Source organism: Niastella sp. sgz303648 (assembly GCF_059587045.1).
Map to the genome: position 1 here is coordinate 518,433 of NZ_JCAPSW010000002.1, position 25,930 is coordinate 544,362.

General features: G+C 44.5%; 12 protein-coding genes. 5 read left to right on the top strand and 7 right to left on the bottom strand.

Annotated elements, in window-relative coordinates:
* Positions 1 to 43 precede the first annotated feature (43 nt).
* Both AC59IL_RS06655 and AC59IL_RS06660 read right to left on the bottom strand, forming a co-directional pair.
* Positions 44 to 1,675: a RagB/SusD family nutrient uptake outer membrane protein gene (locus tag AC59IL_RS06655; RefSeq protein ID WP_496551320.1), complete on the bottom strand. Its 1,632-nt coding sequence runs from the start codon at positions 1,673 to 1,675 to the stop codon at positions 44 to 46.
* 37 nt (positions 1,676 to 1,712) lie between these two features.
* Positions 1,713 to 4,700, bottom strand: a complete 2,988-nt coding sequence (locus AC59IL_RS06660; protein WP_496551321.1) for a SusC/RagA family TonB-linked outer membrane protein — start codon at positions 4,698 to 4,700, stop codon at positions 1,713 to 1,715.
* Positions 4,701 to 5,175: 475 nt separating this feature from the next.
* Between AC59IL_RS06660 and AC59IL_RS06665 the strand changes: the two genes are divergently transcribed.
* The 3 genes from AC59IL_RS06665 (at position 5,176) to AC59IL_RS06675 (ending at position 7,624) form a co-directional block, all read left to right on the top strand.
* Complete coding sequence (locus tag AC59IL_RS06665) at positions 5,176 to 6,246, top strand: phosphatidylinositol-specific phospholipase C1-like protein (RefSeq protein ID WP_496551322.1); 1,071 nt, start codon at positions 5,176 to 5,178, stop codon at positions 6,244 to 6,246.
* Between the two features lies 1 nt (position 6,247).
* Positions 6,248 to 6,850: a CDP-alcohol phosphatidyltransferase family protein gene (locus AC59IL_RS06670; protein WP_496551323.1), complete on the top strand. Its 603-nt coding sequence runs from the start codon at positions 6,248 to 6,250 to the stop codon at positions 6,848 to 6,850.
* Between the two features lie 264 nt (positions 6,851 to 7,114).
* Positions 7,115 to 7,624, top strand: a complete 510-nt coding sequence (locus AC59IL_RS06675; protein ID WP_496551324.1) for a Crp/Fnr family transcriptional regulator — start codon at positions 7,115 to 7,117, stop codon at positions 7,622 to 7,624.
* 827 nt (positions 7,625 to 8,451) lie between these two features.
* Here AC59IL_RS06675 and AC59IL_RS06680 read toward each other — a convergent pair.
* The 3 genes from AC59IL_RS06680 to AC59IL_RS06690 form a co-directional block, all read right to left on the bottom strand.
* Positions 8,452 to 11,055, bottom strand: a complete 2,604-nt coding sequence (locus AC59IL_RS06680) for a T9SS type A sorting domain-containing protein (protein ID WP_496551325.1) — start codon at positions 11,053 to 11,055, stop codon at positions 8,452 to 8,454.
* A gap of 139 nt (positions 11,056 to 11,194) precedes the next feature.
* The gene (locus AC59IL_RS06685; protein WP_496551326.1) at positions 11,195 to 13,069 is read right to left on the bottom strand and encodes a glycosyl hydrolase family 18 protein; all 1,875 of its coding nucleotides are present in this window, start codon (positions 13,067 to 13,069) and stop codon (positions 11,195 to 11,197) included.
* Positions 13,070 to 13,206: 137 nt separating this feature from the next.
* Positions 13,207 to 14,925: a carbohydrate-binding protein gene (locus AC59IL_RS06690; RefSeq protein ID WP_496551327.1), complete on the bottom strand. Its 1,719-nt coding sequence runs from the start codon at positions 14,923 to 14,925 to the stop codon at positions 13,207 to 13,209.
* A 1,191-nt stretch (positions 14,926 to 16,116) separates the two neighbouring features.
* On the opposite strand from AC59IL_RS06690, the gene AC59IL_RS06695 reads away from it, so the two are divergent.
* Positions 16,117 to 20,208 (top strand): glycosyl hydrolase family 18 protein, encoded by a 4,092-nt coding sequence (locus AC59IL_RS06695; protein ID WP_496551328.1) that lies wholly within the window; start codon positions 16,117 to 16,119, stop codon positions 20,206 to 20,208.
* A gap of 74 nt (positions 20,209 to 20,282) precedes the next feature.
* On the opposite strand, the gene AC59IL_RS06700 is transcribed toward AC59IL_RS06695, so the two are convergent.
* Positions 20,283 to 21,350: a proline iminopeptidase-family hydrolase gene (locus AC59IL_RS06700; RefSeq protein ID WP_496551329.1), complete on the bottom strand. Its 1,068-nt coding sequence runs from the start codon at positions 21,348 to 21,350 to the stop codon at positions 20,283 to 20,285.
* Positions 21,351 to 21,505: 155 nt separating this feature from the next.
* Entirely contained in the window at positions 21,506 to 21,688 is a 183-nt protein-coding gene (locus tag AC59IL_RS06705; protein ID WP_496551330.1) for a hypothetical protein, read from the bottom strand.
* Between the two features lie 621 nt (positions 21,689 to 22,309).
* Here AC59IL_RS06705 and AC59IL_RS06710 point away from each other — a divergent pair.
* Positions 22,310 to 25,906: a CshA/CshB family fibrillar adhesin-related protein gene (locus tag AC59IL_RS06710; RefSeq protein WP_496551331.1), complete on the top strand. Its 3,597-nt coding sequence runs from the start codon at positions 22,310 to 22,312 to the stop codon at positions 25,904 to 25,906.
* The last annotated feature ends 24 nt before the right edge of the window (positions 25,907 to 25,930 follow it).

Consider the following 25,930-nt stretch of genomic DNA (forward strand, 5'->3'; position numbering starts at 1 on the left):
TGGCCATGGCACGGTTTTAATTTTTAAAACAACGAGGTTGTTATTAGTATCCGGGATTAGGTGTAAGGTTCGTGTTCAGTTTTAATTCAGAAGAAGGTATCGGGAATATTCTTCTTCGGGGGTCTGTATTCATACCATGCGTATAGCCGGGAACATCTACATCACCGGGAATGGCATAATATTTTTCGTAATAACCAAAGCGGATCAGGTCGTTCCGGCGCCAGTTTTCCCAATACAGTTCGCGGGCGCGTTCATCGAGCAATTCATCAAGGGTGACAGATGTTACCTGCGGTGCGTTGGCGCGGGCGCGTACTTTGTTCACCAATACAACGGCATCCTGCAATTCGCCGTTTACAGTGGTTGGGCTTGCACCATTTATAATGGCTTCGGCTTTCATTAAATAAATATCAGCCAGTCTGAATACCGGCATATCGTTACCGCTCATACGCGTACCTGCAGTAGTGGCCTGGTCGGGATAGTATTTAACAGAACGCACGCCCATGCACCTGGCGAGGTAATCGTTGCCAACATCAAATGGTTTGGTGCCGGTCATAACGATGTTTTTGGTGATCTCTAACTGCCATACGGTGTCGGTATTGGTGCCTGTATATTTGGCATTCAGGTCTTTCTTTTTGATGGTAAGCGTAAACGGAGTTCCATCCCAGTTGTATTGTTTGCCAATGAGCCAGGTATCGTTTCTGTCGTCGCCCGGTAAATTAAAGCGATCGTAAAATTCAGGTGTTGTGCTCATGGAAATACTGAGGTTATTCGGCACACCATATTTGGGATATAAATAAGCCATAAAACCATGGCGGGTAAATTGCTGGCCATCGAGTAACAGGGGATCATAAGGGATAGCGAAAATGGTTTCCTGTATGGCAGGACCATTTTCGGGTGCAAAAACGGCTGCATAGCTTGCATCGAGCTGATAGTTTTTATTGGCAATCACGCTATCGCACCAGGCAACAGCTTCTGTTTTTCTGTCTTCACCGATATAAACCTGCGCATTCAGGTACATTTTTGCCAGTAATGCATAGGCCATTGCTTTTGTGGGATGGCCATAGAGCTGTTTATTATTGGTGAGTGTTTTTACCGGCAACTTACTGATCACACTTTTTATATCTTTTTCGATAAACTGAAATACTTCTTTACGCGATTTGGTTGATGGTAATGTTTTAACCGGAAATGTATCAACAATGGGAACATTTCCATAAATATCCATCATAAAGAAATAGAACAACGCCCGCATGGCTGTAACTTCTGCAACAGATGATATGCGAATGGGATCGGTTTCTTTTAACGTTGACTGAACAGTTCCGATGATGCGGTTGCACATGTTGATGCCGCCAAAACCCCATTCCCATACATCTTTTACATTCGAGTGGTCGGGTGTATAAGTATGGTTATGGTGTTGCCGGTACTGGCCGCCATCGTCGTAGTTGCCATCGCGGCCGGGGATGATGGCTTCATCGGTAGTAAGCTCCTGCATTCTGAAATACTCAATGGCGTACTTTGATGCCAGCTGTGTATAAACGGGGCCTATCAGCGCCTGGTAGTCGGCTGCAGTTTTTGGAAAAATGGTATCTATATATTGTGATTCGGGATTTACATCCAGTTTGCGGCATGCACCAGCTGTTATGGCTATAGCTGATAATGCGAATAATATTTTCTTCATACAAATTCTTTTAAAAGTTATTGGCTGTTGATGGCAATCAGAATACAATGTTCGCACCGATAATTATGCTTCTTGTTTTGGGGTAGAAGTTCTTGGCATCGATACCGGGAGTTATACCACCGTTGTTTATTTCGGGGTCAATACCGCGATAGCTGGTAATGGTAAACAGGTTATTGCCCGAAACATAAAAACGCAATTTGCTGATAGCTGCAATTTTTGTTTTGAGCGAATAGCCAAGCGTTGCATTATCAAGGCGTACATAAGAACCATCTTCGAGGAACCTGTCGGAAGTGAGGTAGGCTATATTATCTTTATACGACTCGCCAAGCGTGAATTTGGGAACGTTGTTGTTTTTAGAATCGGCCGGGTTGTTCAATTGCGCCAGGGTGTTATTCAGAATTTTATTGCCTGTTACCCCTCTGAGAAAGAAATTAAGATCGAAATTTTTATAGGTAAAAGTGTTGTTCCAGCCAAAGGTCAGCTTCGGTTGTGCATTACCCGCTATAATGTAGTCAGATGTGAGTGGCTGTGCAGCGATAACGCTTTTGTCGGCTTTTTGAAAGGTGCTGATACCCGCATCGTTCTTGCCCATGTAATGCCACAGGCTGAATGTACCGATAGGCTGACCTTCCATAATTACCTGGCTCCAGTTACCGGTTTGTCCTTTACCTCCGAGGTAAGCGGTAGGTATTGAAGCCAATGCAGGGAACTTGTCGCTGCCTAAAGACACTACTTTATTTTTGTTATGTGCAATGTTGGCAGCTGTAGTCCATGTAAAGCCTTTTGTTGAAACCGGTGTTGCACTTAACGTTACTTCAATACCGGTATTTCTTACTTCGCCCACATTGGCGGTTAAGGTGTTTACAAAATACTGGGTGGTTGAAACAGGATAAGCCCAGATCAGGTCGGATGTGTTTTTAATATAGTAATCGATAGAACCGCTAACCCTGTTTTTTAAAATCGAAAAGTCAACACCGATATTGGTCATTGATGTGCTTTCCCATTTCAGGTCGGGGTTTTCATTTTGAACAGGCAATAAACCGGTTGGATAGTTGCCGTTTAAATAAAATCTTCCTCCCGAACTATAGCGAACAATAGAAGTAAATGCATCGAACCCAATTGAGTTACCCGATACACCATAACCGGCTCTCAGTTTTAACTCATCAAATATTTTTTGATTGTCCATAAAAGGTTCCTGCGAAATACGCCATCCGGCCGAAACGGCGGGAAAGTAACCCCAGCGGTTGTTTTTACCAAATGCCGATGATCCGTCGTTACGTAAAGAAACCTGAAATAAATATTTGTCGTTGTACTGGTAGTTGATACGTCCGTAGTAAGAAATTAACCGGAGTGTTGAAATGATGGTGTTGTCGAATTTCACATTACCAACAATAAACGGATTACTTACATACAGGTTGTAGAATGTAAGCATGTCGTTGGTATAGCCTTGTGTTGAAACGCCAAAACCGTCGCCGATTTTATCCTGCTGCCACGAATAACCACCCAGTAATTTTATATTGTGCAGGCCGAAAGATTTATCATAATTGAAATATGACTCAATCACCTGTTTGGTGTTTTCATAATCACCCCGATAGGCCCTGCCATTAGCGCCAACGGCCTGTCCTGAATATACATTGTTGTATATATTACGGATGGTTGCTTCTTTTTGTGATGACAGGCTTAAGGTGTATACAAGTCCTTTCAAAATTTTTACTTCGGCAAGACCGGTTAACAAAGTCTTTTCTTCCTTGCTTTCGATATCGTTGTTGGCAATAATACCTACCGGATTTAAATAACCGCCCCGGCTGAAATCTTCAGTAAACGAGCCATCGGGCCGGTGAACGAACACGGTTGGCATGTAAGTGAGCATGTTGCTGAACAGCGAGCTTTGATCAACATCCACATGTTTGGTAGTGCTGTTGGTTAGTGAAATACCCAGTTTTAAACGCTCGTTAAAGAATTTTTGCTCCAGATTTCCTCTGGCGGTTATCCGCTTAAGGTTGGTTGTTTTGATGATACCCTGGTTATCGAAATAGTTAATGCTGGCGCCATAGGAGGTGTTGGCCTGTGAACCGGTAAAAGCCAGGTTATGGTTATGCGAAATACCGGTACGGGTTACTTCTTTTTGCCAGTTGGTGTTGGCGCCCGAATCGTTGTATTGCGATAATAATGTTTGACCGTTTTTTGCAAGGTAGTCGCGCAACTCATCACCGCTTAACATATCTATCTTTTTCGAAATGGTTTCGAAAGCTACATAGGGATTATATGATAAGGTGGTTTGCCCCGTTTTGGCTTTACGGGTAGTGATCATAATAACCCCGTTGGCAGCGCGTGCACCGTAAATAGCGGTAGAAGAGGCGTCTTTCAATACATCGATCGATACAATATCCGAAGGCGCTACCAGTTCAATGGCAGCACCGGGCACGCCATCAATTACATAAAAGGGTTCGTTGGCGCCGTCGCGCAGGGTAGAGGGGCCGCGAAGAATAACGGTTGGTTTTACATTCGGGTCGCCGCTGCGGGTGATGTTTAAACCGGCTACTTTGCCCTGTAATAACTGGGTAGGCGATCCGGTTACAATCTGGTTAAAGTTGTCGCTGCTTACGCTGGTAATAGCGCCGGTTATATTTTTTTTGCTCGATTTACCATAACCGGTAACCACCACATCGCTTAACTGTTTCGATTGCAGTACCAGCACTACGTTGATCGTATTTTGATTTCCCACAGCTATTTGCTGTGCAACATATCCGATCGATGTAAACTGTAATACAACTTTCGAAGCATTGGTGGTGATCTCAAATTTTCCGTCGTCGTCTGTCATAACCGATTTGTTTCCGCCCTGCACGGTAACGCTTACACCTGCAAGCGGCACTTTGGCATCGTCGGTTACTCTTCCTTTAATGGAGCGTTCCTGTTGCTGAAAGGCAAGAAGTGGTGTGATGAATAACAACAGCCATGCTGTTAGTAATAAGGTTGTTTTTTGGGCAAGCGGGAAACAAAAAAAACGCATGAGTTTCTTTCTCATAAAATAATGTTTGGTGTTAATGAAGAAGGATAAAGTATACCGTTACTACATGGCTCATTGAGTGGCATCACGGAAAGCCTTTACGGATAAGGGAGACGCAAGCTTTTTGTTGCCTGAGATGCGTAGTACTTACTATAAATTTAACTTATTAAAACAGGCGAGCTTCGTTAACGATAGAATGATATGAGCCATTTTTTCGGAAGTGCAAAGGGAATGCTTCGATGTTACCGGAATGTAACCTGTATATTAATTTTGAATCATCAGTTTAGTTTATTGGTAATAGTGAGCATATGAATAAAGGCTAATGTTTAGCGGCTGTTGCGTTTTTTATCGTGTCGGCTGCTGAAATGGTTGTTTAAAATCTGTTTGGTTTGCAAAGAGCCGCAAAAAATACAGCACATTTTAAAATGCATTGCTTAACTTTCACATAATGCTGTAGCCATATATTGCCAGCATTTTTTAAAACCTCACATTTATGAAATTCATTGCCGGTATTTTGGTATTCACTTTTCCTGTATTACTGTTCAAAAAAGCAGATGATGTGCCTCTCAATCACATTCAGGTCATTGGCTCCCATAATAGTTATAAACAGCAAATAGATCCGGCGTTGTTTCAGTTGATTAAGCAGGCCGACTCATCACTGGCCCGGCATATCGACTACAGCCATATTCCATTATCCGATCAGCTTTCTTTAGGTTTGCTGAACCTTGAAATAGATATTTATGCCGATGTTCAGGGGGGTAAATATGCGCATCCCAAAGGATTGGATTGGACGGCGGGTAAGGGAGAAACGAAGCCTTATGACCCCGAAGGATTGATGAAAGAGCCGGGTTTTAAAGTTTTTCATATACAGGATATCGATTTCCGAAGCAATTGCATGACGTTTAAAAAATGTTTGCAGGAATTAAAAAGCTGGTCCAATGCTCATGCCGGCCACAATCCGGTATTTATTACCATGAATGCCAAGGATGATGTAATTAAAAAGCCTGGATTTACTGTACCCGAAAAATTCAACAGTGCTTTATTCGATCAACTGGATAGTATAATTACGGCAACACTCGGCAGGGAAAAAGTGATGACGCCCGATGATGTAAGAGGTAAGTATGCAACATTAGAAACTGCTGTATTAAAAGGCCGGTGGCCTTCGGTGAAAGCTGCCAAAGGAAAATTTATATTTATACTCGATGAAACCGGTGAAAAGCGTTCGGTTTATATACAGGGGCATTCATCATTGCAGGGCCGTGTATTATTTGCGAATGCCGAACCCGGAACACCCGAAGCGGCTATTTTGATAATGAATGATCCGGTTAAGGATTTGAATAAAATACAGGAACTGGTTAAAAAGGGCTACATCGTTCGTACACGGGCAGATGCGGATACTGAAGAAGCCCGTAAAAATGATAAAACGAAATTTGAGGCCGCGTACCGGTCGGGCGCCCAGATCATAACTACCGATTATTATCAAAAGAGCACCCATTTTGCATCTGATTATTCTATTAACTTCGAAGGAGGAACGTATTTCAGATTGAATCCGTTATTTAAATAATATGAGCAGGATTCCTATAGGATTAATTTATTCAAGACTTTTATTGGGCCTTTGTATTCTATTGCTGAGCTGTATACAGGTAAACCATTATAATGTCATTGCCATTGTTCTGTTAACTGTCGGGCTGCTAACTGATATTTTCGATGGTATTATTGCCCGCCGTTTGAATATATCAACCGAAAAGCTTCGCCGGCTCGACTCCTCCGTTGACCAGGTATTTTTTGTGCTGGTGGCAGTGGCCACATTCATTCAGTGCAAACAGTTTTTTTATAATAATTACATTAAGCTGATTATATTACTGGGAACCGAAGCTCTGACCTATGTAGTTAGTTTTGTGAAGTTTAAAAAGGAAGTGGCCACCCATGCCATTTCTTCAAAACTGTGGACATTAATATTATTTGCAACCCTTTTACAAATCATGGCTACCTGCCATGCCCCTGTATTGTTTCAATGGTGTTTTTACGCAGGAATGCTCACCCGTATGGAAATCATTGCCATTTTGTTGTTTTTACGAAAATGGACGAACGATGTACCTACTGTATACCATGCCGTTTTATTGCGAAAGGGGAAGGAAATCAGAAGAAACAAATTGTTCAATGGCTGAGCGGCCATAGGCCCGGCTTGTGCCAGACGGAAATCCCGGGATTTTTCCGGGATTCCGCTTGGTCTTGGTAATGTATGCGTCGGGTGCAAACTTATAAGTAAAAAACAACAGATACTTACAAGTGTAGGAAAACAAATTATTAATTCAGAAATGTTCTTACCTCTTTTTCCCGGAAATTATTAGTCATACATTTGAGTCAGGTTTTGGGCCTGAAGAAATGTGAATATCTCCTGCTGCCATCACATCTGTTAACAAAAAAATTTAATGCATAAACTTGAATCCCATATCAGCCATATCATTTCCGTACAGGAAAATGAACTGCAGGATATGGTGTATTCATTTCAGTCGATGACCGTTGAAAAGAACGGGCACCTGATCAAATCAGGTCAATATTGTGAAAATTATTACTTTGTTGAAAGCGGCTCGCTTCGCATATATACCGAAACCAACGGAAAGGAATTTACCAGCTGGTTTGCTTTTGAAGGCTATTTCTTCACCGAGCTGGAGAGCTATACGTATCAGTGTCAAAGTAAATATAATATACAAGCCATTGAAAACACTACCATATTATATATCTCCAGAAAAAATATGAATGCGTTGCTTGAGAAATATCCTGCCTGGAGCGATCTGCTGCGCAAAACCTGGGAAATGGCATTTCTTAAACTGTCGCAGGTAGTACTTTCCTTTCAAACCCTTACTGCCAAAGAACGCTACGAGCATTTGTTCGACAATCCCGAGTTCATTCAGAAAACAAAACAAAAAGACCTGGCATAAAACGGCAATCGGCAATCGTGAAACGGTAATGCGACTCTGCTAAAACTTTCGACTCTGCTAAAGAAATGTGGTCCCGATAATTACTTACCAAATGGCAATTTTACCAGTCGCATATTTATCCGGTTTTGTAGTATTAATACATTCATGAACGACAAGAACCAATGACTGCGCTGAAAATTATTTCGATGTTCGTAATAGTGATCGGAATTGTTGGGTTAACGCGGGCATCGGAATAATGGTATACCCGTTGAATGGCTAAATAAAAAGGCGCTACAGATCAGCAATGGTTAATGAAGAAGTTTCTGTCGGTTAAAACAGGGCATTCAGGAATAAATATTGAAGTCGTTGTCGTTTTTACCATTCTTTTTGTTCAGGAAGAAGGATATCAATAAACCCACGAGGAATACCCCGGATACGATTGGAAAAGCTACTGTATGCATAATTCATCTGTTTTTCTATGTATGGTATGACGGTTAATTGAAACGTATATTGTAGCCATTTCGAAAATAATCAGGGTTTTAATTTGTATTTAATTCCGGGCCCGACAGGAGCCTTGCGATCAACCTGAAAGAAATCCCTTATATCTGTTCAAAAAAATGCCCGTACCAACAAGCGTTGATACGGGCAATGAAAAGATCAATCGGGCGGAGTTCCCAACCTGTTCTTTATTATTCTTATTGCTTTATTACTTTTTGCGTTGTAACAGTGCCGTTATGGATTGTCCGAAAAATTAATGAGAAAGGTGTCTGCGCGGTAAATTGTGTATATGAAAGATGAGCCATCCAAATGGGGATGGCTCATCTTTTTCAGGTTTCTTCAACTAAATATTAACGCTTGATCAACTTCTTCGTAATTGTTTCTTTTCCTGTATTTATTTTGATGAAATATAAACCTGTTTTCAGGCTGGCAATATTTACCTGTTGCCCGTTTTGAATGTGGTTGGCAGTATATACTACTTTTCCATTAACATCTGAAATGCTAACGTCGAAGGAGCTGCCGGGTTCACCAAATTGCAACATTACCCTATCCAAAGCGGGGTTGGGTGTTAGTACCAAAGTAGCAGCATTCTTTGATACAGGAGTGGCAATGCTACCGCTTGCGCTCAGTGTTGCCGCAGCGGTAGATTGACGCACCACTACAGAGCTTGTCCAGTCGTTAAGATTTACCGATGTGCCGGTTGATAATGGAACAGTAACCAGGCAGTCGAAATTGCCTCTGAACAGGTAAGCCGATCCGAGGAAATTGTCGTTCTGATACAGGATCAGTTCGTAGCCGCTGTTTACTTTTAACGATGAAATATCATCGTTCAATACCCCGGCCAGCATTAACTGGTTCAGGTTATAGGAACCAACGGGTAAATTAACGGCATACCCGAGGTAATTGCAATCTTTGTATACAATAGCGCCTGCAGGGCTGGTAACTGTAACGCTGATTGATGCTGCAGTTTGTCCGCCACGATCATCGGTTGCCACTGCTTTGATGGTATAGGAACCTGGGTTCATGCCCGACCATGTGTAGGCATAAGGTGCCGACAGGTCTTCGCCCAGTTTAGTGCTTCCATTATAGAATTCTACTTTACTGATACCGCCATCTACATCTGCCGCATTTACTGCAATAGCAATGCTGGCCGGTGTAGTAAAGCCGGTGCCGGTGGCAGGTGAAGTAATGCTTACAGCCGGCAACTGGTTGGTAACCGAACGAATGCGAAGTGAGGTGGTAGAATCATTCCAGCCACTGCTTACCAAACAGGATACATCTGCTGTATATCCTGCATAAGTGCCGGCAAAGTTGTCGCCCTTATACAATACCACTTCGTATCCCGAGGTAATTTTAATTGAAGATATATCCTTGTTGGGGATTCCTTTTGCGTTCAGCTGCGCCAGGGTGTAATTGCCAACGGGTAATCCTATTGCATACGCTCCGGTGTAATTACAATCTTTATAAAATATTGCTGTGCCGGTTGGCGTAGAACCTCCTGCTATAGTACCGGTAATGAAATAACTGCCGAGTGAAGCGTAATTTGAATATCCGGTAGTAGAAGGTGTACCTGAACCTGTGCCTGTTACAGCCACATAATAAGTGCCGGCTGCCAACGTAGTGCTGATAGAAGCATTTAATGTTGTTGGATTGGCTGAAGTAACTGCCGTGCCCGAACTGTTATATATAGTTGCCAGAATATCCAGATCGGGGAATGTTGGGTTAGGATTGAAATTTAAACTAACATTACCGCCGCTGGTGGTAAATGAAAACATGTCGATATCGCCGGTGCGTTCAATAACACCGCTGTTGTTTACATTGCCCGAACCATCAACTGTAAGAGCGGCCGCAGCAGCTGTAGTATTGCCGTAATCGTCGGCCCGGTATCCTACGCCATAGGTAGAGCTGGAAATTTTCGCCAGATCATCTTCAGTATTATTGGCGTTGGCATATTCACCTTTACTCCATTGTACAACCGAAACATAATATCCCACCCCCATGATCGGCGCCCAGTTGCCCTGACCGGCATAATATTCTTCGGCAGGACTTGTTCTTCCATCATGACTTAACCCAAAAGTATGACCAACTTCATGCGCGCCTGCTTCACCGGCGGCTTTGCCGCCGCTGTTGAATACCCAGCAGGGAGTTTCATCATTCCAGTTGAAAGAACCTACGTAGGCTACCCCGCCGGCTCCCGGGGCAGCTGTATTGGTAGGCGTAAAAATGCAACGCATTCTTCTGTTTTTTGGGTACGTATTAAAAACGGCTTCACTTGTTGTGATATTTACATGAAAAGGCCGGTAATCTTCACTGATCAGTTCCCATACCTGCTGCTTTTCGGCATCGTTTAAATCGGCAGCTGCAGCAGTAATAGGATTTCCATTGTTCCAGGGAGTGCCTGAAACGTATTGTCCGTCGAAGTCGAGCAACACACAACCATTACCGCCGGGATAGCTTTGCAGGTCGGTAATAGCGGCGGCGGCGTTTGCCGTAGTAACTTTAGCAGTAGCAGCGGCTGACGTTGCCGGCGCTTTTTCGTAATCGATACAAACTACTTTGTTTATATCGGCTTCCTGTACAAATACGGCCCCGGTGTTGTCGGAATAATACTCATACGCTTTTTTGCTGTTGCGTAACAATATATGTCCGCGTACCGATTTGTTTTCAATCATCAGGTAAAACGACGAGTTGGGTTCATTTACAATGCTACCCATCAGTTGTTCCGAAGCAGTACCAACAGATTTTCTGAAACTGATTGCTGCAGGTAAATTAAGTGTAGACGAGAGCTGCAGTTGCAACTGACGTACGCCGTTTGGCCGTTCAATGGCCAGTTGCCGGCGAAAGGTATTCAGCACACTGGTGCTGTTTCCGATAGGATAGCGTTTTTCCTGTCCATAGGAAACGGTGCATACTAGGCACAGGCATAGCAGCAAAATAGTGTTTAATTTATGCATAGTTTATGGATTGAGTGCGGATGTTGGAAATCGGAGGTCAGAAGTCAGAAGTCAGAAGTCAGGAAGACCGAAAGTCCGGAAGAATTATCCTTAAAGACGAACTGTCTTTCGGACTTCCGGACTTTCTGTCTTTTCCGACTTATTTAATAAACTTCTTCGTGATCTTCGTTTTGTTCTTAGTGTATATTAATGTGTATACACCCGATGACAGTGATGAAACGTCGATGTGGTTGGTTGCAACGCGTGCATCGATAACCAGTTTACCGTTTACATCATAAACTCTGATGAGGCCGCCTGATAATGATTCGCCGCTCACAATGTTCAATTGTTGCTTCACCGGATTGGGATAGATGGTGAACGCTTTGCCTGCGTCAACAGAATTTTCTATCAGCGTATTTACCATTTCAGTAGTTGCAGCCCGTGTAGTAGATAGCGGTGTGATACGTATCCAGTTCAGATTCCAGCCACCTGCCTGTGCATAAACGCCGAAATTGTAAGTGCCGGCAGTAATGGTAACAGTTTGCGAAACGGTGGTCCAGTTTTGCCAGCCGCCGGTTGAAGGAATAGCAACCTGTCCGAGTTGGATGCTGCCTGCATTCAGATCGCATGAAACCGTGCCGCCGCCGCTTAAGCTGGCTACGCGGTATTCAACTGTATAGGTTCCTGTAACGGGGAAGTTGATATTGTAATAAGCCATCCAGTCGGTTGCATCGATGTAGCCTACATTCAGTCCACCGCCGTCATCGGTGGTTGTTTCGGTTTGAACGCCAGCCATGTTGTTATAGTTTTCGGCCTGAATCAAAATACTCGAAGCGCTGGTATTGGTACCGATCACTAATGAAGAAACTTTGTCGTTCCATCCATCATCCACGAGACAATCATCGTCGGCTGTTTTAACAAGCGTGGTACCGCCGAAATTATCATCCCAATACAACGTTACCTTGTAACCGCTTTGCACTTTCAGCGAAGAAATATCATCGTTTGAAATGCCCAGGGCCTGTAACTGTGTCAGGGTATAGCTTCCTGCATTAAGTGACACCGCAGTGCCGCCGTAGCTGCAATCTTTGTAAAAAGTGGCTACGCCGGTAGTACCACCGCCACCGCCTCTGGTCAACACTACTTCATGAATAGCTGATAATAAGGAGTTGGCTCCGGTAGCATCCCCCGACAATTCCCATATCATAATACCGTTTCCCTGATCAAAAGACAGATTGGTTTTGTTTTTAATAGTGGTAATTCCATTATAACCAACATTCCCAAAAACATCTGCATATGGATCAGCGCCGCGTGCTACGAGGGCTGCGAACGTTTCCCAGGTGGGGCGTCCGTAAAAGGGAACACCAAGCACTGTTTTGCTGGCCGGTAATCCGCGTCCTTTCCAGTAACTGATGCTCTGACTGGCATAATCATAGGTAGAATGCTGAAAGTCGTTATAGTCATATGCCATCAGGTTTAAAAAATCAACCACACTGAATACGCTGCTGAGAATGCTGCTGCCGCCTGTGCCTACTACCGCAGCGGTGAGCAGTTTACCGCGGTTATGCATTTCAGTGGCCAGTTGCGTCATCAATGAAACATAGTTGTTGGCTGAGGTGCCATCGTCGGGATATTCCCAGTCGATATCAACACCATCGAGCCCGTATTGATTTACCAGGCTGATCATGTTGTTTACGAAAGTGGTGCGGTAGGTTGTATTGCCCGCCAGACTTTCAAACTGACTATCGTCGCCGTTGTTCCAGCCGCCTACAGAGATCATCACTTTTACGCCATTGGCATGTGCATTTGAAACAAGGCTTTGCAATTTCGATGGATTGTCTAAGGCCTGTAAACCACCGGTAGCGGTGGGTAATATAAAGGCATAATTAATATGGGTGAGCTTGGAGTATTGTACTGTGCTAACATCGCCGGTCCATGAAGGCATGTAACCTACTACTTTGAACTGGGCAGATGCGCGTTGTAAGGAGGCAAATGATAATAACAGCAGGAAAATTTTTCCTGATAAAATTTTTTTCATGATGATTGGTTTTATTTAAAAGCCCGAAAGTTGGATAAGTCCGAAAGTCGTCCCGATCGCGATCGGGACGGAAGTCTGAAAGAAATACATAAACAGAACAATTCTTTCGGACTTTCCGTCTTCCGGTCTTTTCTGACTTATTTAATGAACTCTTTTACAATTTTTGTTTGATTCTTTGTAAATACCAGTGTGTATACGCCTGGCGCCAGTGACGATACATCGATGCGGTTGGTAGCAGCGCGGGCACTGATCACCTGTTTACCGGTGAGGTCATATACGCGTATGAGGCCGCCGGCAAGCGATTCGCCGCTTACTATATTCAATTGTTCCCGTACAGGATTTGGATAAATAGTAAATGGTTTGTCGCTTATGGAGTTATTGATGAGCGTGTTCACCATATCGGTGGTTGCTGCTCTTGCTGAGGACAATGGTGTAATACGGATCCAGTTCAGGTTCCAGCCGCCGGCTACTGCATATATTCCGGGCGTGTAAGTTCCTGCCGTAACGTTTACAGTATGCGAAATGGTTGTCCAGTTTTGCCAGCCGCCGGTAGAAGGTACATCCAGCTGTCCTAATACAATAGAACCGGCATTCAGGTCAGCAGATAATTTACCGCCGCCGCTTAAGCTGGCAACACGGTATTCGATTTTGTATTGACCGGTGGTGGGGAAAACGATCGGGCTATAAGCCATCCAGTCGCCTGCATCTATGTAGCCTACATCCTGACCGCCGCCATCATCGGTGGTGGTTTCGGTTTGAATGCCCGACATGTTGCTGTAGCTTTCGGCCTGTATCAATGTACTGGTGCCGGTATTGGTGCCAATCACGATCGATGATACCTTATCATTCCATCCGTCGTCTACGAGGCAATCATCGTCTGCAGTTTTCACCAGTGTGCTACCGCCGAAATTGTCATCCCAATACAGCGTTGCTTTGTAACCGCTTTGCACTTTCAGCGAAGAAATATCATCGTTTGAAATGCCCAGGGTCTGTAACTGCGACAGTGTATAACTTCCTGCAGCAAGCGATACAGCAGTGCCTGCGTAATTGCAATCTTTATACACGGTTACCGGACCAGTTGGTGTACCACCTGCATCCTGGTATACGCGTACATAATCAACATACATGTTAGCGGGGAAGCCACTGTTGTCGATAGTGAAACCGGGCCAGTTGCCACCAACGGCCATATTCAGCAGAATGAAGAAGTTATTCTGGAATTCGCTGGTGCCGTTGATGCCGCCGCCGATATAAATTTCGTGGTATTTGGCTCCATCTACAAACCAGCGGATGTAGTTTGCATCCCATTCAATGCTGTAGATATGATAATCGGTAACTGTAACGGCCGTGCTGCCTCCGTACGAAGCATGCTGGTTGCTGGGATCTGACCAGTGTGCGGTACCGTAGTTAATGTTTTCGGCATTGATGTGCTCCATGATGTCTAATTCACCACATGAAGGCCAGCCAACAGAAGAAATATTATCGCCAAGCATCCAGAACGCAGGCCATATGCCCTGAAAGGCAGGCATTTTTATACGTGCTTCGATCTTTCCGTATTTCCACGATTTCTTTCCCTGTGTTTTCATACGCACAGAGGTGTAATTATAACCGCCATACGATTCCTGTTTGGCAGTGATCACCAGTTCTCCGTTTTGTACGCTGGCATTTTCAGCCCGATAATATTCCAGTTCGTTATTACCCCAGCCTCCGCTGCCATTGCCTGTTTCAAAAACCCAGTCGGAACTAATTCCGTTGGTAAATTCATCCTGCCAAACGAGTTGCCAGTTTTGTGAACGGGCATCTTTGAATGTTATGGTAAGCAACCATAGCAGTAAACAATTAGGTAAAAGCCTTTTCATAGAAAATAGTTTGGTGTTCAAAATAGATACAGTGATAAAAAGAACTACAATAGTTAAGCGCATAGAAGGATAACCCTCCTGTGCGGCTTAATCTGCAAGGGGAAGAATGTGAAAGGGCATTACATTACCATGCACCCGATGTAGGGCGGGTAATAGAAATTGTAAGGGGAAAAAAATGAAACCGGAAGGCGCAGTTACCAGGGAAGAAGGTAAAGGCCCACCATGTACCAGGGATGCTGCTTCAACTTATATTACTGCATGTATAAGTGATTATGCAAAGAAGGTGAAGGCAAAAATCACTCCAATTAAATACGATTCGCTAAATCGATATTAACATCAAAGCTATTAATCATTGTAAGAACGAAAAAGAGTAAAAATACTCGATAATTTGAATGCGGTTGTGCAGGAATCATACTGCTTAATATATTATAAGTAGCTATAATGGGTAAACGCAGTTATATAATAAAAATAAGTAAGGGGTAATTTTACCCAAACACCGCAGAAGAAAACTTCGCGCAAAGGCGTACGTCATTTATTTCACGAAGGCGCTAAGGCGCAAAGCTTTTTCTTAGTGCACCAATGCTGTGCGAGACTGCAAGTCCCGAAGAGCAGAGCGTTCTTATAGATCGCGAAGCGATCAACTTTGCGGCCTGGCGCCTTTGCGCGAGACTTTCTTTACTAAATGATATGTATTATTATTATACGGTCAGCAACAAATAAGTTTTTTATTTAAGATACAGCTTGCGACATGTACGTATAAACGATTATGTGGAAAAAATAAAATCGATTTTGTTATCAGGATAAAATAAGAGTTTATACTTTTGTATCAGCTTCTTCAAAATAATATTACTGCATTTAATTAACCTTCTTCAGTTGTTGCAGCAACCTTTTTCTGTATTGCCCTGCGGGCTGTTACAGGCTGTTAGCAATTATTTCATCCATGTTCATTTGTTATCCCTGAAATGCAAACCGGCATCGGGCTGTCTTTGTATTTCCATCATTAGCCGATAGTTGTCGGATTGCCATTTTATTTAATAACAACTAAACCTGTCCATTAAATTCATGCGAATGCTTGTGGGTAAAGTATGTGTGCAAGCACCTATTTTACCCGGGAAGTTGTTTGCACCGGATCGAAGGATGGGTTTCTGATTTCTTTTAAAACACCATTTATTCTTCATGAAAAAAAACGGTATGAAAGCGTTATCTACTCTTTTCAGCAGGCGCCGATGGCAACTGCTGCAATGCATCCACGTACTCATTAGTTTGTTGTTCTTTTCAGTTGGCCATGCGCAGGTAAGTCCTACGGTTACTGCCACCACTGCAAACCACACCAAACAGGTAATCGGTTATATTACCCAGTGGGATGCCTGGAAAGAAGTATCGGGCATTGTTCCCAAAGGCGGTTTTAACCATTTGAATGTCGACTACTCGCAATACACCATGCTGAACTTTTCGTTCTTTGGTGTAGCCAAAGATGGTACACTGCACAGTGGCGATTTTCGTAATAAAAACATATACCAGGTAGGGGCCGTTCAGGATCCTGCCCCGCTGGTAAATGAAGACATTTACAGCAGCTGGGATATGTATTTATTATATGGTGAGCTCGAAACCCTGTATTACATATCCGATGGCAGCTATGCATACTCGATCGGGTATCGCAACGAAGGCAGCGGATGGAAGAATGTAAACACAGGTAAAACCGGTTCATTTCCTTTATCAGTCCACAAGCAGGGTGGGGCGCCCGGTATTTTTGAACTGGCCCATTCGAAAGGTGTAAAGGTAATGGCATCTGTAGGCGGATGGAGCATGTGCAAACACTATCCCGAAGTGGCTGCCGATGCTACCAAAAGAGCAGCATTTGTAGCCAGCTGCCAGGAACTGATCGCTATGGGATTCGATGGTATCGACTTCGACTGGGAATATCCCAACGATCCCGGTATGAATATCGAGCACTACAGCACGGCAGATTTTAACAACTTTGCCACTTTGCTCGAACAGCTTCGCGCGGCCATTGGCAGCAGCAAACTGATCACAGCCTGCTTTTCGGCAGTGCCTTCAAAACTGGCGGGTTTTAACTGGACGCGCATGAACGCTGTGCTGAACTACATTGATATGATGACCTACGATTACAACGGCGGCTGGAGCAACAAAGCCGGTCACAATGCACCGTTGTACGATTATCCCGGTATGGAGTACACGGGATTTTCGCTGAATGGTACGCTGCAGGGATTGAAAACCATTGGCGTTAACCTCAGCAAGGTTACACTCGGCGCTCCCTTCTATGGCAGAGGCGTAGTTACAAGCGGCACTGCTGCTTTAAATGGCGCTACTACAAAACGTGCCGAAACTGTGCAACCCGATGGACCCATTCAAACCTGCGCGGATTTTACCAACTGGGCAAAAGACCTGTGGGATGGTACACCCTCGTACAGTTATATATTACAAAATACAGGCAGCGGATCGGGCTGGACGGAGTATTGGGATGATAATGCCAAAGTTCCCTATAAAGTAAAAGGCAATTATTTTTTGAGCTACGATAACGAAAGATCTATTGGTGAAAAAGCACAGTTTATAAAAGATAATGGTCTGGCTGGTGTAATTGTGTGGCAGGTGTTTGGCGATATGACCGATATGACCAGCAGCACCGTTGCAAAAGGCAAATTGATTTATTGCCCCAATACCAAAGAATTGCTGGTAAATAAGATCAATGCCGTTTTTGCCAGTGGCAGCACAGGCAATACTGCGCCTAATGTATCTATTACCGCGCCGGCTAACAACGCATCATATACAGCGCCGGCCTCCATTACGCTTACAGCCTCTGCAACAGATGCCGACGGCACCATTAGCAAAGTAGAGTATTTCAATGGCAGCACCAGTTTGGGTTCGGTTACCACATCACCCTATACTTATAACTGGAGTAATGTACCAGCCGGCTCATACTCTATTACAGCTGTAGCAACCGATAACGGCGGCGCTACAAAAACATCTGCTGCTGTTGCGGTTACTGTAACCGGTAATACCGGCGGCAATACAGGTACAGGAAAAGTAATTGTAGGATACTGGCATAACTGGGGTTCAACCACTGCATCGCCACCCTACATTCGTTTACGCGATGTAAATTCAAAATACAATGTTATTCAGGTAGCTTTTGGTGTAAGCGGATCAGATTACGCTACCATCAGCTTTGCGCCTGAAAACGTTACACAGGCTGATTTCACTTCAGATATTCAAACACTGCAATCGCAGGGACGTAAAGTGCTGCTGTCGCTGGGCGGACAAAACGGTACCGTTGTTCTGTCAGACGCAACGAAAAAGCAGGCGTTTATCAGTTCTATGGAATCGCTGATAGATACGTATAACTTCGATGGTTTTGACCTTGACCTTGAAGGCGGTTTGTCTTTGCAGTTAGACAATGGCGATAATAACTTTATGAGCCCCACTACCGCTAAAGTAGTGAACCTGATCGCTGCGGTAAAAGAGATCATCAACTACCGCAAAGCAAAAGGTAAAGATTGCTGGCTCACCATGGCGCCCGAAACATACTATGTGCAAACAGCTTTCGGCGCTACCTATTCACCATTGGTGGGAGCATACCTGCCGCTCATATACGGCTTACGCAATGAACTTACCTTCATTCATCCCCAGTATTACAATACCGGTTCGGTAATGGGTATGGATAACAAAGTGTATTCACAGGCAACGCCCGATTTCATTGTAGCAATGTCTGAAATGCTGCTGGCCGGATTTCCTGTATCTGGTACCAGTCAAACCTTCCCCGCATTGCGCGAAGATCAGGTGGCATTTGGCTTACCTGCTGTTTCTTCTGCAGCTCCTTCGGGTGGTTACCTGGCGCCTGCCAGTGTAAAACAGGCGTTGAACTATCTTACCAAAGGAACATCGTTCGGCGGTTCTTATACGTTGCGTAAAGCAGGCGGTTACCCCGGTTTGCGTGGTATCATGACCTGGTCGATCAACTGGGATAAAACAAACGGCGATGAGTTTGCGAATAACTATTATGATTATTTCTTTGGAGGTACTAACCCCGGTAATACATTGCCGGTTGTAAATATTACTTCACCTGCCAATAACGCAACCTTTACAGCTCCTGCTTCTGTTAGCATCGCGGCTACTGCCACCGATGCCGATGGAACCATCAGCAAAGTTGAGTTTTATAATGGCAGCACGCTGTTGGGTACTGCAACGGCTTCACCCTATACCTTTACCTGGAGCAGTGTAGCAGCAGGTACTTATTCACTCACAGCCAAAGCAACCGATAACGCCGGTGGCGTTACGACTTCTTCTGTTGTAACTATTGTTGTTGGCAATGGTGGCGGTACCGGTTGTAGTGGTATTGCTGCCTGGAGCGCTACCGCAGTTTATACCGCTGGTATGCAGGTAGTATATAACAGTAAAATTTACGAAGCCAAATGGTGGACGCAGAATGAGCAACCCGATACACATATCGGAGATGGACAAGTGTGGAAGTACATCAGTGATTGCAGTGGCGGCGGCACTAACCAAAGCCCTGTTGTAACGCTTACTTCACCTGCTGCGAATGCAAGCTTTACAGCACCTGCAACGGTTACCATTACGGCCACTGCCAGTGATGCCGATGGTACTGTTGCAAAAGTTGAATTGTACAATGGCAGCACGCTTTTAACAACAATAACCAGTGCTCCTTACAGCTATAGCTGGAGCAGCGTAGCCGCAGGCTCTTATAGCATTACTGCAAAGGCTACCGACAACAGTGGTGCTGTAACTACTTCTTCTGCAGTAGCCATTTCGGTAACCACAAGCGGTGGCGGCGGAACCGGCAATTGCTCAGGCGTTGCTGAATACCAGCCGTATCCGAAGATTTACAACAAAGGCGATAAAGTAACATACAACGGCTATCTGTACATAAGTTTGTCGGATGCATTGTATAATGTAACACCTGGTACAGCCGACTGGTGGTGGCAGCCATTAGGTGCCTGCAGTGCAACTACCCTGGCCACTGTGGCAACCAACATCGCCTCTTCAGTAAGCGGTGCGTCTGTGGTGCCTAATCCGGTAAATGGTAATCAGGCACAGGTATTGAAATATGCTGAAGCCGGCGACCGGTTAAGCGTTGTGGTACAAAGTGTGAAAGGCCTTGCAGCGATTCGTAAGGAATTTGTAGCAACGTCTACCGGTGTAAACACCATTTCAATCGAAACAGCCAGTCTGTCGAAAGGTATCTGGATCGTTTATATTACAAATCGAAAAACAGGAAATGTGAGCACTACCCGGTTGGTTAAACTGTAACCACTGGTCGATGTGATGATGGACGACCTCACTCCAACCCCTCTCCTTCAGGAGAGGGGCCAGGGGTGAGGTTTTTATTTAAAACTGCCGTTATGTACATCTTTAATGAATTGAATAACGCCGGTCATAAAAGTTTTCTGGTCGTCCCACATACTGAAATGACTGCCATTGGCACAATATAAATAGCGCCCTTTTTGAACCAGTTTACTTTGCTCTTGCATGGCTTTCGGGTCCATGGTGTCGTATCTGGCGCCTACCATCAGTGTGGGAATTTTTATTTCTTTCAACCGGTTCATGATGTCCCAGTTCGCCAATCTTCCTGCAATACCAAACTCCGACGGGCCCTGCATCATTACATAAATTTCCTTCGATCTTTCGGTTGTATTTAAGTGCGTTAAACAACGAACAACCGGATCGGGCCATTCGGGTAACCGGCAAATATGCTGCTGATAAAATGCAGGCATTAATAATTCATCATAGCGTGGATTTTTGAAATCCTTTCTGGCTTCGATGCTTCTTATTTCTGCCAGTACTTTTGGATCTATTTGTTTGGCCAGTACATCATTCGCATATTTTCCATAGGCCGGGCAGCTTGCCATCATATTGGCTACGATCATGCCCTTCAGATTGGCCTGGTATTTCAATGCATATTCCATAGCCAGAATACCGCCCCATGAATTACCAAGGATATAAAAATTGGTTGAATCGGCGCCGATGGCCTTTCTTACCTGTTCCACTTCATCAACGTATCTTTCAATTGTCCACAGGCTACTGTCTTTCGGCTGTTCACTATAGGGAGCGCCCAGCTGATCGTATTCATAAAATTCAAAACCTTCTTTGGGGAAAAAGCTTTCGAAGCATTCCATGTATTCATGCCCGGCAGCAGGGCCGCCATGCAGTAACAGGATCTTTATTTGCGGGTTGTTTCCAAATCGTTTGGTCCAGACTTTGAATTCGCCTGCAGGTGTTTTGATCGGTATCATTTTAATGCCGGCCGATTGAACGCCGGTAGTATCTCCATAATCAAAATACTTTGATACAGGCATACTGCCATCGGTTGCAACAGCAGTTGATTTTACCAATGGTTGATTACAACCTGCCCATAAAATGAACAGGCATATGAGGGATGAAAAGGTTCTCATAATGTAGTTTTTTGATTTCAAAAGGTAATTAATTCCTGGCATATAGGTTGCAGTTTAAGGTTACCCCCATGCCCCGCAACGAAAATTGGTGTTTATCGTAGTGCGCATGAGAATGACGACATGCTGCGTTGAGCTCTTTGCAATTGATTTTTTACTCATAACCAGTTGCGTTTAGCTGTATGCAATTCGGATGTTGACTCCTGCAATTCGTTTTTAACCTGTGACGAATTGAGTTGAAGCTTCGACAAGTTGTTTTTATTCCATTGCAACGCGGGTTTTACCTGTTGCATATCGATTTTATCCCTTTCACCATGCGGGTTGGTGGTATGATCACGCATGACTTCAGGTATAACCAGCACGGTCAGAGCTTACTCCCGGCCGGTTGAAGCTGTAACTCCCTTTGCATTAACCTTAATTCAAATTGCGGTAACATCAACTCAGGTGGTGAAGGTTCAAACCCGGTTTGCGGAGAGCTGAATTCAATTTGTCGCCACTTGTATTCAGGTTGCGGAAGCTCAAACCCGCGATGCATAGATTCAAATACGGTGTGCCAGGGTTTCGGCTCAGATTGCAGTCGTATGTATTCGCTCTGTCAACACTAACACGCACACGGTGAGAGGATCAAATTGCGTTGCTGACATCAGACATCGCGTTGCAGGGGTGTGAACACGCGTTGCAGACATCAAAACACACGCAGGCAAGGGATAAAATAGCGTTGGGGTCATCTGATCCTGCATTGCGAATGCATCAACCTGCGGTGCAGGCATTAAAAACCCGTCAGGAGATGAAAATGCATTTCAGGCATCAGAACGCATGTAGTCAGGGCATTACTTCCCCTAACAGACCCTTTAAGCCAAAATTGTTAAAACAAGGTGCCTGTTTGCCTCTCCGGCTATTTTTTATTATTTTGTTGCCAAATTGACACTGAAAGCTACCCCTGCAAAACCCCTGGACCTGAAATGAAAAAAAAATTACTGCTGCTGATCCTATTTTCTTTTTCTATTCTATATTCTTCCGCACAATATGCAACAATGGGGAGTGGCACACTTAGAAATGAAATATGGTGGTTCGACTGGGCAGGGATAACAATAACGAATGGTGCTTCCAGAACTTTTAACACAACCGATGGATTAAAAGTAACCATTTCATTTTCGAATGTATCGTCATTGGTTCCGTTACCTGAGGTTATGAACACGTGGAATGGCGCTATTTTGCATTTGTTATACGATTTCACGGACCCTGCCGTTAAACCTGCTCTTCTTAGTACCAGTAATCCCGGGATCTGTAGCTTTACAATGAATATTTCAGCATCCCGTGCGGGCGTGCAGGTTCCTTTTGCATTCATTGGTGCTGATGCCGAAGCAAGTTTGCCCAGCGAAGTAACAACGCTGAAAACCAATGGAAGTAACTGGCAAACCATTACGCTTTTCAGGAATTCATCTCAAACAACTAATCCTTTAACGGGCTGCAACACACAAACGGTATCGATCACCGATACATATGCTAATGCACCCCAAACCGGTCAGAACCCGATTGTATGTACGAGTTCGGGAAGCGGATCGATGACCGTTGATGTAGCAATGAATCATACTGTGTTTGGTGGAATGGCGGTTGCATTCGGGATAATGGCCCCTATTGACCGGGGCGATTTGCCAACAACGTACGGAACAGCCCAACACCTGCTTGGTTTCAATATAAATAATGGTTGTAACTATTTAGCACCGCTGCCTTCGATTAGCCCGGTGCAATCACTTTACCTGGGCGCCGTGCCGGGCGATGCAGACGGATACCAGACAACAAATGATAATGCCACGGGCGTTGATGAAGAGTGCATAAGCAACTTTCCCGCATATACTAATGGGTCCGGTACGTATAGTTTACAGATACCGCTGGTGAATACAACCGGAAGCAACGCTTATTTATCGGGGTGGTTCGATTACAACAGAAATGGCGTATTTGATATTGGTGAAAATGCAACCGCCATAATTTCGAATAATGCAACAACTGCCACCTTAACGTGGACCGGTCTGCCTGCTTATTTGCCGGTGGGAACAGCAACCGGTTATGGATTCAGGTTCAGGTTGTCGTCTGACCAGGCGAGCGTTCAAAGCGCCGCCGGCAATGCACCGGATGGCGAGGTAGAAGATTATTTTGTAGCGTCTGCTGTATTATGTGCTCCTATAACGGTTGCAACTATTGCCGATACATCAATTTGTCCGGGCAAGTCTGTTCAATTAACTACAACCGGCACCGGCGCCACGCAGTACAACTGGAATACCAGTAGTTATCTTGATAATGGTAATATAGCCAGTCCGGTCGCCACACCGGCGGTTACAACAAAATACATTGTTACAGGTTCTACGCCACAGGCCTGTGAAGCAAAGGATACGATAACAGTTTCCGTTCTGCCATTACCGTTTGTCAGCGTTACACCTGATGTAACAATATGTTTGGGAAGAGACGCTTACTTTTATGCAGTTGCTCCCGACGCGGTTTCTTATAACTGGTCGCCCCAAACCGGCCTTGCTGATCCAACCAGCAATTATCCAAAGGCTGTCCCCACTGTCACTACTAAGTACGTAGTAGTAGTTCAGGGAAGCAATGGATGCTTTAATAAGGATAGTGTAAATGTAATTGTTCTTCCTGCTCCCGTATTTGCCGTTAACCCGGTGCAGCCGGTTTGTGAAAAGCAATCGGTAGTGCTGAGCGCATCAGGCGGTGATGACTATGTTTGGGCGGCAGGCGACAATAGTATTGTGGGTAACACAGCTTCTGTAACGGTGCAACCCAATGCAACGCAGAATTATCGGGTGAAGATCATAAATAATAGCTGTATGATGGGTACGATATTAACCGTACCGGTTACAGTGAATCAATTGCCGGTTATCAATACTTCGAATGATGTAAACGTATGTTCGGGTGCTACCACGCAGTTGTCGGCTGTTGCTGCCAACGCGGTTTCGTATGCATGGTCGCCTCAAACCGGCCTTGATAATGCAGCCATCAGCAATCCAACCGCCGTTCCCACTACTAATACTGAATATGTAGTATTGGTTCAGGGAAGTAACGGATGTTTTAATAAAGATTCTGTAAAGGTTTCTGTTAATCCCTTACCGGTCATTAACATTACAAATGATGTAACCATATGTTCCGGAAAGAACACGCAGCTGTCTGCAACATCTGCCGGGGCCCTTTCGTATAGCTGGACGCCTCAAACCGGTCTTGATAATTCAGCCATCAGTAATCCAACGGCTACTCCTGCAACCGACACCAAATATGTAGTACTGGTTGAAGACGGCAATGGATGTTTTAATAAGGATAGTGTAAACGTAATGGTTCATCCTACTCCTGTATTTGCTGTTAATTCAGTACAGCCGGTTTGCGTAAAGCAACCGGTACTATTGAGTGCATCGGGCGGTGATGACTATACCTGGTTGGCAAGCGACAATAGTGTTGTTGGCAACGCTGCTTCTGTAACCGTGCAACCCGATGTAACGCAGGATTATCGTGTGAAGATCAAAGATAATATCTGCCAGATGAGTTCCACATTGACTGTGCCCGTTACTGTAAAACAATTACCGGTCATCAGCATTTCGAATGATGTAACTATATGCGCCGGAAAAAACACGCAGCTGAATGCAACTGCTCCCGGGGCCGTATCGTATGCCTGGTCGCCTCAAACGGGTCTTGATAATTCAGCCATCGGCAATCCAACGGCTGCTCCTGTAGCCAACACCAAATATGTAGTATTGGTTGAAGGAAGCAATGGATGCTTTAATAAGGATAGTGTAAATGTATTGGTTCACGCCTCGCCTGTATTTGCAGTTGACCAGGTGCAGCCGCTTTGCGGAAAGCAATCAGTACTGTTAAGTGCGTCGGGCGGTGATAACTATACCTGGTTTGCAAAAGACAATAGTGTTGTGGGTAACACTGCTTCTGTAACGGTACAACCCGATTCAACGCAGGATTATCGTGTGCAGATTGAAGACAATACCTGCCAGCTGACTTCAACATTGACCGTGCCGGTTACCGTGAATGAATTGCCTGAACCTGCTATTACAAAAAGCAATGATATTGATTGTTCTCACAACAATGCGGTTCTTCATGCAAGTGGTGGCGCCGGTTATACATGGGATGCTGCGGCGGGTATAACCGATTTTTCTTCTCCTGATCCTGTTGTTAATCCTTTAAAAACTACTACTTATTATGTAAAGGTTACCGGCAGTAATGGCTGTACTGTTAAAGATTCAGTTACTGTTGCGGTGGATATAACCAAAGCAATAGGCACGTACCCCGTACCTTCGGCATTTACACCGAATAACGATGGAAAAAATGATTGTTTCGGTTTGAAATCCTGGGGTGGTACTACAAGTTTGCAATTCGACATTTTTAACAGATGGGGGCAGCGGGTGTTTTCGGGTAGCAATGCCAGCCAATGCTGGGATGGAACCTTTAACGGAATTCAGCAACCATCCGGCGGATATGTTTACCAGATAAAAGCAACAACCGTTTGCGGAACCGTATCCCGTAAAGGAATTGTAATGCTGATCAGATAAAGTGCCACGGATTCAGATTCTCTG

Coding starts and splice junctions, on each gene's coding strand:
- AC59IL_RS06655 (WP_496551320.1), bottom strand. CDS start 1,675: ATGAAGAAAATATTATTCGCATTATCAGCTATAGCCATAACAGCTGGT.
- AC59IL_RS06660 (WP_496551321.1), bottom strand. CDS start 4,700: ATGAGAAAGAAACTCATGCGTTTTTTTTGTTTCCCGCTTGCCCAAAAA.
- AC59IL_RS06665 (WP_496551322.1), top strand. CDS start 5,176: ATGAAATTCATTGCCGGTATTTTGGTATTCACTTTTCCTGTATTACTG.
- AC59IL_RS06670 (WP_496551323.1), top strand. CDS start 6,248: ATGAGCAGGATTCCTATAGGATTAATTTATTCAAGACTTTTATTGGGC.
- AC59IL_RS06675 (WP_496551324.1), top strand. CDS start 7,115: ATGCATAAACTTGAATCCCATATCAGCCATATCATTTCCGTACAGGAA.
- AC59IL_RS06680 (WP_496551325.1), bottom strand. CDS start 11,055: ATGCATAAATTAAACACTATTTTGCTGCTATGCCTGTGCCTAGTATGC.
- AC59IL_RS06685 (WP_496551326.1), bottom strand. CDS start 13,069: ATGAAAAAAATTTTATCAGGAAAAATTTTCCTGCTGTTATTATCATTT.
- AC59IL_RS06690 (WP_496551327.1), bottom strand. CDS start 14,925: ATGAAAAGGCTTTTACCTAATTGTTTACTGCTATGGTTGCTTACCATA.
- AC59IL_RS06695 (WP_496551328.1), top strand. CDS start 16,117: ATGAAAGCGTTATCTACTCTTTTCAGCAGGCGCCGATGGCAACTGCTG.
- AC59IL_RS06700 (WP_496551329.1), bottom strand. CDS start 21,350: ATGAGAACCTTTTCATCCCTCATATGCCTGTTCATTTTATGGGCAGGT.
- AC59IL_RS06705 (WP_496551330.1), bottom strand. CDS start 21,688: ATGCGTGATCATACCACCAACCCGCATGGTGAAAGGGATAAAATCGAT.
- AC59IL_RS06710 (WP_496551331.1), top strand. CDS start 22,310: ATGAAAAAAAAATTACTGCTGCTGATCCTATTTTCTTTTTCTATTCTA.